Origin of the sequence: Bacillus massiliigorillae (assembly GCF_000380245.2) — a bacterium.
GTDB classification, from domain to species: Bacteria; Bacillota; Bacilli; order Bacillales; family DSM-1321; genus Bacillus_AD; species Bacillus_AD massiliigorillae.
In genome coordinates this window covers 1,413,955-1,420,529 of the sequence record NZ_HG428741.1, presented here as the reverse complement: position 1 = coordinate 1,420,529, position 6,575 = coordinate 1,413,955, and the positions used below count along the sequence as shown (strand labels likewise).

8 protein-coding genes are annotated in these 6,575 nt (G+C 32.9%); 4 read left to right on the top strand and 4 right to left on the bottom strand.

Going from position 1 to position 6,575, the window contains the following annotated elements; translation table 11 throughout:
* Both TX86_RS06595 and TX86_RS06590 read left to right on the top strand, forming a co-directional pair.
* A partial coding sequence (locus TX86_RS06595) for a beta-propeller fold lactonase family protein (protein ID WP_042350240.1) occupies positions 1 to 972 on the top strand: 972 nt, incomplete at its 5' end.
* 433 nt (positions 973 to 1,405) lie between these two features.
* Entirely contained in the window at positions 1,406 to 1,690 is a 285-nt protein-coding gene (locus tag TX86_RS06590) for a hypothetical protein (RefSeq protein ID WP_042347398.1), read from the top strand.
* A 381-nt stretch (positions 1,691 to 2,071) separates the two neighbouring features.
* On the opposite strand, the gene TX86_RS06585 is transcribed toward TX86_RS06590, so the two are convergent.
* Positions 2,072 to 2,323: a YkuS family protein gene (locus tag TX86_RS06585; RefSeq protein WP_042347396.1), complete on the bottom strand. Its 252-nt coding sequence runs from the start codon at positions 2,321 to 2,323 to the stop codon at positions 2,072 to 2,074.
* Positions 2,324 to 2,620: 297 nt separating this feature from the next.
* On the opposite strand from TX86_RS06585, the gene TX86_RS06580 reads away from it, so the two are divergent.
* Positions 2,621 to 2,812, top strand: coding sequence for a hypothetical protein (locus TX86_RS06580; RefSeq protein ID WP_042347394.1), 192 nt, complete (start codon positions 2,621 to 2,623; stop codon positions 2,810 to 2,812).
* 26 nt (positions 2,813 to 2,838) lie between these two features.
* Here the strand turns inward: TX86_RS06580 and TX86_RS06575 are convergent, their stop codons facing one another.
* Positions 2,839 to 3,447 (bottom strand): DUF5052 family protein, encoded by a 609-nt coding sequence (locus TX86_RS06575; RefSeq protein WP_042347392.1) that lies wholly within the window; start codon positions 3,445 to 3,447, stop codon positions 2,839 to 2,841.
* A 236-nt stretch (positions 3,448 to 3,683) separates the two neighbouring features.
* Between TX86_RS06575 and TX86_RS06570 the strand changes: the two genes are divergently transcribed.
* Positions 3,684 to 4,379 (top strand): DUF3298 and DUF4163 domain-containing protein, encoded by a 696-nt coding sequence (locus TX86_RS06570; protein ID WP_042347389.1) that lies wholly within the window; start codon positions 3,684 to 3,686, stop codon positions 4,377 to 4,379.
* Between the two features lie 119 nt (positions 4,380 to 4,498).
* On the opposite strand, the gene cuyA is transcribed toward TX86_RS06570, so the two are convergent.
* On the bottom strand, positions 4,499 to 5,512 hold the full coding sequence (gene cuyA / locus TX86_RS06565) for a D-cysteate sulfo-lyase (protein WP_042347387.1): 1,014 nt from the start codon (positions 5,510 to 5,512) through the stop codon (positions 4,499 to 4,501).
* 334 nt (positions 5,513 to 5,846) lie between these two features.
* On the bottom strand, positions 5,847 to 6,575 hold a 729-nt coding region (locus tag TX86_RS27165; RefSeq protein ID WP_042347385.1), incomplete at its 5' end, for an exosporium glycoprotein BclB-related protein.

The following is a 6,575-nucleotide window of genomic DNA, read 5'->3' as shown; positions in this document are numbered from 1 at the left end:
ACTGGTGCTACGGGACCTACAGGGCCTACAGGACCTACAGGAATTACACCATTTTGTGGTTTTGATATTTATGTTTCAGATGCTGGTTCACCAGCTGGAGATCCATTCGATTTTATTTCAGTCATTAATTCCGCGACGAATACAATAGTAAGCACCATTACTGTAGGTAGTGCCCCTCTTGAGGTAACAGTCTCGCCTGATGGACTAAGAGCTTATGTGACTGACTTATTTTCCAATGCTGTAAATGTTATTGACACATCAACAAATACAAATATTGCTACCGTTACTGTCGGTGCTAATCCTATCGGTGTAGCTGTTTCACCTAATAGTACGCTCGTTTATGTTGGAAATCATGGTTCTAACAATGTTTCTGTTATTAATGCTACAACACTAGCCGTCATAGCTACTATTCCTGTAGGTAATGCCCCTCAAGGAATCGTTTTCACACCAGATGGAACATTAGCTTACGTCTCAAACGAATTAGGAAATAATGTCTCTGTCATTAATGTTGGTACTAATACTGTTATAGCTACAGTTACTGTTGGAACTAGACCTCGATTACTAACTACGAATTTAACTGGTTCTCTTGTCTATGTCACTAATCAAACTACTAATAATGTATCTATCATTAGTACTACGACGAATACAGTGGTAGGTACAATAACTGTAGGATCTGAACCTGTAGGAATAGCTACTTCACCAAATGGTACTGAAATCTATGTTGTTAATAAGGCTAGTAACAATGTTTCTGTTATTGATACAACGACAAATACGGTCATTAATACTATTACAGTGGGATTATCACCGGATCAAGTAACCTTCACGCCGGATAATGCTTTTGCTTACGTTACGAATCAAGCTGCTGATACCGTATCAGTTATAAATGTAGCAACAGGTACAGTTATTGCTACAGTCCCTGTTGGAATTAATCCTACTGGTATCGCATCCGGAAAATTCTGTAATCCGATTTAACAGGATTAATCCAAAAGAGGAAATCTAACAGTCAATCAAATTATTAATTTATTTTAAAATCTATAATAAATCCGCCCTATAACTTAAAATCAGCTTATTGCGAAAATATCTTGGCATCCAGCAATTTTATAATTGCTGGATGTTCTTATTGAATTTGATTTAACACAAATGTCTAATCAATTTAAGATTTATTTCATATAATAAATAAAACGTCCTCCTAAACTTAGGTTTATTTTTTAATTAGCAGCATAATTAATGTTGCTCTTTTTTTTGTGACTTTTAATCCGGATTAAAAGATATAGGAGACATAATAAAAATATTAAGTAAGCTTTCATCCATACTATTTTGTTTCATAAACTAAATTTTTTAAAAGGATTTCATTCAAAAAAATAGAATATATTATTAAAGATTTTTTTGTAGAAAGGAGAATATTATGCAACTTACTATTATTGAAAATACGTTTCGATTGGCAAATCCATCTGCTAGTTTTGATAAGTATGTAAGAGATCAAATCGAACAATTAATTGAATCAATGAACAGCACCAATACAATTCATTCAATTAATGACATTCATTTTGTAAGAATTAGTGAAAAGTCCTTTACTGTTGTCGTTCAACCTAAATCCGCCGGTTGGAAGCAGGAACTATCTAATCAAATTTGTCAAGATCTTAACCTTAGTCATTTGAAAGACCCTAAAACGAATCGCTTATTTCTGTAACATAGATTATATCCTTTAGCTATTGGAATTATAACCTATCCTAAAAAGTGATTTAACATCCCAAAAACCACTTTCAATACGATTAACCCTTAACTTATTCCGCTCTCAATATGTAACCTCCAACATCATTACTATCTATAATTACATTGTGTTAATGAAGATTTAAAAAACTTTTCCCTGTTCAATAAAGTGCGATATTCATATAATTATCCCCACTCACAATATTTGTTCCTTGAACATTTATTACATATTTGCACCATGACTGATTTTGAATTAATCACTTTAAAGACTTCGTAAGGGAGTAGCCATTATGGCTACTCCCTTATTTGTGTGTTGTACACTATAATAATCATAGTGTATGTATGCTTTTGTTATTCTTTATTATTGATTTAATCTACTTCTGATTTCGTTGACAATTTCATTCGCTGTCATTCCATTTGCTTCGATGATAGTCGCATTTGTTTTTGTATCTTGAATACCCATTACATTCGTGTCCAATCCTGATACTACACAAAAATCGAAATCTACACCTTCAGCGTCTTCTGCGTGTCGTAATTGAGCAACGTTGTAACCCTGTTCAGTCAAGGCATCTTGAATATCAGTTAATGATTGTTCTACTCCAATTTTTGTCATCCTTGCACCTCCTCACTGTTAAGATTTCCTTCACTTCTGTAAATTATGTATTCATATATTTATCATCTTTAAAATTAACACAACAATGTTATTCCTAATTTCCTTCGACTTCATTCCTTCTAAGTATTAATGCAATTATTTCTCCTTGTACCTTTCCAAAACTATTTTAATTAATATCTAAGGTCATAGGGTGATTAACTAATAAGAATTATTTGTTTTGATAAAATATACCCTATTATCACTATATTATGATAATATTATTAAGGAGAAACTTACTAATGCTAGGATGGGTTACATATGAATAAAAATCAAAAAAACTTGATGGTAATGTCCGTTTTTATTGTTCTAGCAATAATGACATTGCTCTTCCTCCCAGTAAAAGCGAAATTAATTATACTAATCGTTTTAGCAACATTATGGATTCGTTACTGCTATTGGGCAGGAATTATTGGAAATAAAAATGAAGAGAACAAAGAAGCTCAAGTATGATTCTTGAGCTTCTTACTTATCTTGTCTTACTGTAACAATTCCATATCATAAATCGTGTAGTCACAACGATATATAAATAAATACTTACCATCAATTAATAAACCAGTAGATTTGTCTACATCCGTTGCAAAATAGGAAACTTTATCTCCTACATATGTCGCTAAAGGCTTACCTGATTGTGAACGAATTAGGATTACTTTTTTCTTTCCTGTTGTTAAATTTTTTACTTCGTTAATCATATTATTAATAAATGGTACTGAACGATCATTATTATTAATATCAACTTTCTGAGCATATTCATCAAATACGTCAGTTAGCCCTTGTTCACGCATGATTAGACTACTTCCTACGTGCAACATTGAATTTCCACCAACAGTTAAACTTATCACAGATGATTTTTCAACCTTATTGCCCTCAGAATCTTTCAAATCAAACTTTTCATCTGCACTAATACTTACAGATTTCCCTTTTACTCTATCGATAATGTTACTTTCTTCATCATAGGTTTGAATTACTACTTCTTGACCTTTTAAAGCTCGTTCCAATTTCCCTAATTCATTAGAAAACCAATTACAACCTGAAAGAATTGAAATACATAAGATGACAGACACTAATATGCTAATCTTTCTTTTCATTATTCTCCTCCAAAAATTATCTTTATATATCTTTAATACGTATTTCTCTGAAAAATGATTCATGTTTTTTTATATTAATTAATTTTATCTATCATAGCTCTCAACTTTTCGCGATTTTTCAAGACCTATAACTTTGTATGGAAAGTGTAATTTTGTTAATTAATGCAACTTTCTTTCATTTTTAAAAATAATACTATAGAATAGCATCTGTTTATATTATCAAAGGAGGATAAAACGTGAAGAAATTGAAAGTTTTAAAGGTAATTATTATATTAGCTCTTTTTTTAGGTGTAATTCCAGTTGGTTCAAGCGCAGCGAATGCAACTTCTAGTCAAATAACAGCTACTGCTGTTTACTACAAAAATATTAAAGATTTAGCCTATCCTAAATTATCTGGAATCAAAAACACAAAAGTCCAAAATAATATCAACATGTATTTCCAACAAAAAGCAAAAGCGCACTATGATTCCTATAGTGCTTTAAAAAGAGATACAGAAGCAATTCAAGGTGATGAAATTTGTACAGAGATACCAACAGCTTGTATATGGAGCTATAAATCTAGTTATAAATTAATTTATCAAGATAGCAATTATATTAGTATTATTATGTATACCGACATTTATACAGGCGGAATTCACGGATTTAGGGCTGTCGATACATATAATTTCAATATTAATACTGGTAAAAAAATCTTACTAACTGATATTGTAAAGCCATCCAAAGCAACAAAAACAAAGCAGTATATCTATAATTATTTTAAGAAAGCAGGAATATTATTCACTGATGTTACCATTCAAGATATAAAACTTAACCAATACTCTACTTTTATTTTTACTAATACAGGTATAAGTGTAATTTATCAAGAATATGAAATTGCTCCTTATGCAAATGGAAATCCAAAAGCAAACATTCCTAGTTCAGTGTATAGGTAAACTATTATATTAAAGGAATTTTAAAAATAAAAAGTGTAGGAGAGCAAGGATTTATTCCTTCTCTTCTACACTTTTTGGTATATCAATTAGCTTTATTTTCGCAGTTATATAATTGAGAGCTATTCTATTAATTCCATTTTCTCATTAAAAATAGATGTATACGCATATAACGCAGGCGATCCACCGGAGTGAACAAAAACAACATTATCATCTTTATTAAATTTCCCTTTACGAATTAAGTCAATCAGCCCTGCCATTGCTTTACCTGTATATACAGGATCTAATAAAATACCTTCTGTACTAGCAACTAACTTTACTGCCTCAATCATTTCATTTGTTGGAACTGCATATCCTGGTCCAACATAATCATCTATACATTGCACATGTTCATGAGATACATTTTGATTTATATGTAAGTGATTTCTCATTTCTACTAATAGATTGTAAACTTTTTCTTCTTGCTCCTCTTTATTACGACTAATATTCATTCCAATAACCGGAACATCACTATTTAGTCCTAGAAAACCAGCAACTAATCCTGCATGCATACCACCACTACCACTAGTACATACTACATAATCCATTCCTATTTGCTGATCATACGCTTGAGCAAGAAGCTCCTGTGCACACGCTGCGTAACCAGTTGCTCCAATTGGATTAGAACCTCCTACGGGAATTAAATATGGAGTATGTCCATTTGCAATGAGTTCTTTTTCAACCTTTTGCATTTCAGCCATTAAATCAGACCCCTCTGGAACAAACTTCATCTCTGTTGCACCAAGAAGTTGATATAAAAAATAATTTCCTGTCGGTTCATCACTAGCTTTATTCTCACCTTCTTCAAGCACAAGAACACATTTCATCTTTTCTTTTACAGCAGCAGCTAATGTTAATCGACAGTGATTTGATTGAACAGCGCCACAAGTAACTAGTACATCTGCCCCTTTCTTTTGAGCATCTGCTACTAAATACTCTAACTTCCTCGTTTTATTTCCTCCTGCTGTCAGCCCTAATAAATCGTCACGTTTCATAAAAATATTCGGTCCACCTAATACAGTTGATAATGTCTCTAACTTCTCCAAAGGTGTATAAAAGTTTGTATATTTTTTTCGTGGTATTACTGATAAATTCATCTTTTTATTTCCTCCTTTGTCATCTCCATTAGATAATGTTACATTTTATTCCTTCATATATTTTCGTTGTACAAGCCTACCATCCATTATAGCTTTTTCTTGATTTTCTACAATTAAATAAAAAGAATTTTTATTATTTTTGTATATCAATTTCATTATGAAGAATATGAATGAATCTCAAAATAATATTTGATATTATACTAACCAACTAAAATAAACCAACATGTCCAATCTTAGCAAAGATTGAAGATGCTGGTTTTATATTTTTTCTAATTTTCATTTAAAATTGGTATTTATAGCGTATCTGAATTACATTTTTCTTAAGCGGTGATGATTACGTAAATGTAATTCCTGCACTACCGTATCCAGTTACAGCTCCAGCTAGAGTTGCCGATACATTAAATACAAGCAATATTCGGTCTCCAGTGAGCACAGAAATAGGTGTTGCAAATGTCAGAGAATTACTAGTAGTTGTTCCTATTATAGATAAAGCTGGAATTGCTGGTAATGTCATAGATCCTTCAAGCACGAAAGTATTAGTAGGAGGGCTAGATCTATAAACATCCACTCCTATAGTTGCTGGTACAGCTAATACAAGAGCTACTGCAACACTGAAAAATGCAGAAATAGCTGTAATTGTGCCTGATCTTGGAGCAGAGAAAGCAAAGTTCTCGAGAAGGCCTGAGCCACCTGTTAAATCAATATTCGCTCCTATAACACTAGTAATTAACCCTGAGTTTCCAAATCCTACAACTCCCTGAGTAGAAGCTAAACCACCTAAAACAGACGTTAACGCAAGCGGAATTCCAGATGCATATGGAATAACTGCACTTGAACCTGTGATACCTGTAGGTCCTGTTGCTCCGGTGGCTCCGGTGGCTCCTCTTTCTCCTGTTGTTCCTGTTGCTCCGGTTGCTCCGGTTGCTCCGGTTACTCCTATGGCTCCCGTTACTCCTGTGGCTCCCGTTACTCCTGTCTCACCAGTTACTCCTGTCTCACCAGTTACTCCTGTGGCTCCCGTTACTCCTGTCTCACCAGTTACTCCTGTCTCACCAGTTACTCC

Coding starts and splice junctions, on each gene's coding strand:
- TX86_RS06590 (WP_042347398.1), top strand. CDS start 1,406: ATGCAACTTACTATTATTGAAAATACGTTTCGATTGGCAAATCCATCT.
- TX86_RS06585 (WP_042347396.1), bottom strand. CDS start 2,323: ATGACAAAAATTGGAGTAGAACAATCATTAACTGATATTCAAGATGCC.
- TX86_RS06580 (WP_042347394.1), top strand. CDS start 2,621: ATGAATAAAAATCAAAAAAACTTGATGGTAATGTCCGTTTTTATTGTT.
- TX86_RS06575 (WP_042347392.1), bottom strand. CDS start 3,447: ATGAAAAGAAAGATTAGCATATTAGTGTCTGTCATCTTATGTATTTCA.
- cuyA (WP_042347387.1), bottom strand. CDS start 5,512: ATGAATTTATCAGTAATACCACGAAAAAAATATACAAACTTTTATACA.